Genomic DNA, 1,415 nt, shown 5'->3' with positions numbered 1-1,415 from the left:
TCATCGGTGCGGTGATCGGATTTGCAGCTGCCAAGCTTGTATCGGGGCAGTCCGAGCTTGAAGTCTTCCTTCTGTTCCTGGTATTATTTCTGGCGCTGTATTTGTTTACTGTCTCTTATACGTTAATGAGTCTCTTTATCACGATGCTCATCGCGTTCATGTATGATTTATTATTAGGCGGGATCAGCCTTGATTTGATGGGGGCCAGAGTGCTGGATACGATTGCGGGAGCAGTGATTGCTTTCAGTGCGTCCGCCCTTGTTCTCCCGAAAAAAACAAAGGATAAGGTAGGGGACGCGCTCGATGATTTTTTCAACGAACTCCAAAGCTATATTTCGGTTTATTTGAAAAGCTTTATGAGGACAGATCGTGTCTCATTTACAGATCAGGCATTCGACCTCGATCAGAAGCTGCAGGCGGTAAAGGATGAGGCGGCGTCCCTGCTTCAAAGACCGGGCGCACTCACCCGTTCCGGTATCGGAAGATGGATGACGGTTACGACAGCCATCAATTATTACGCGAAACACCTTCTGGCATCTGCTAACAGAAAGGCGGACGGAAAGGTATCAGATCAGTTATATGGGTTATTTGAAGAAACGGAAGATAAACTCTCGCAAAATATCGAGTCTCTGCGCACCTTCCTGAAAGGGGAAGAAAGCCGCATCTCTCTGTGGAGTTTAAGTGAAGAACGTTCACAAATCGAGAAACTTACCCCGAGCAGGCTGCACTCCCGAATAGACGTCATCCATCATCTCTATTACGTCTGGCGCATCAACCAATCGATCCTTGCGATTGGTAAGGAAATTGGAGCGGAAATCACCGAAGAAAAAGGAGAAGGCTGATGCAGTCTTCTTCTTTTTTCCTAAAGGGTCTGAACCCCATGCGTTGATTGAACCGAACGGAAAAATATTAGAAGGATTGAAGCTACATCTAAAGACGGCATCATGTCAAGTGAAAAAGTGGGTATCCTGAATACCGTGAATGAAAACAGTACTCCATCAGTGATGATGTAGAACCGATTGAAGGGGGAGGTCCGTTTCAGCCTAAAGTATAATGTACAAAAAAGTGACAAACCCCAAATAAAAGGTTTGTCACTTTTGCATTAATATATATCCACACTCCCGCTGGAAACAGAAGCTTTCACTTGATATTCACCTGAACCTGCCGTTCCGCTGAGATCCCCATCGTCCTCTTTCCTGTCCGTTAATGAAAAGTTTGTTGAGACTTCCCCGCTGCTCACACGTCCATCAAGTGTGAACCCGGCATCATCAGGAAGATCGAGATTGACTTCACCCGAGCTGACATCAAGATCGATGTCTCCTGCCATCTTCTTCATCATGATCGATAGACCTCCGGAAGAAACGCCTCCGCTAAGCGGACCTTCGTAGTTAGAGATCTCCATGTCGCCTGAGCTG

Annotated in this window: 2 protein-coding genes; one reads left to right on the top strand and one right to left on the bottom strand. The window is 46.5% G+C overall.

Features of this window, described 5'->3' with window-relative positions; genetic code table 11:
* Positions 1 to 842 (top strand): FUSC family protein (locus HP456_RS23930; protein WP_172255675.1); only part of this gene is annotated, 842 nt, incomplete at its 5' end.
* Between the two features lie 260 nt (positions 843 to 1,102).
* Here the strand turns inward: HP456_RS23930 and HP456_RS23925 are convergent.
* On the bottom strand, positions 1,103 to 1,415 hold a 313-nt coding region (locus tag HP456_RS23925; protein ID WP_172255673.1), incomplete at its 5' end, for a DUF4097 family beta strand repeat-containing protein.

The sequence above is a fragment of the Bacillus haikouensis genome (genome assembly GCF_013179555.1).
In the GTDB taxonomy this organism is placed as follows: Bacteria; Bacillota; Bacilli; order Bacillales; family Bacillaceae_B; genus Rossellomorea; species Rossellomorea haikouensis_A.
Note: the sequence above shows the minus strand (reverse complement) of the source record. Positions and strands in the feature narration are given on the sequence as shown.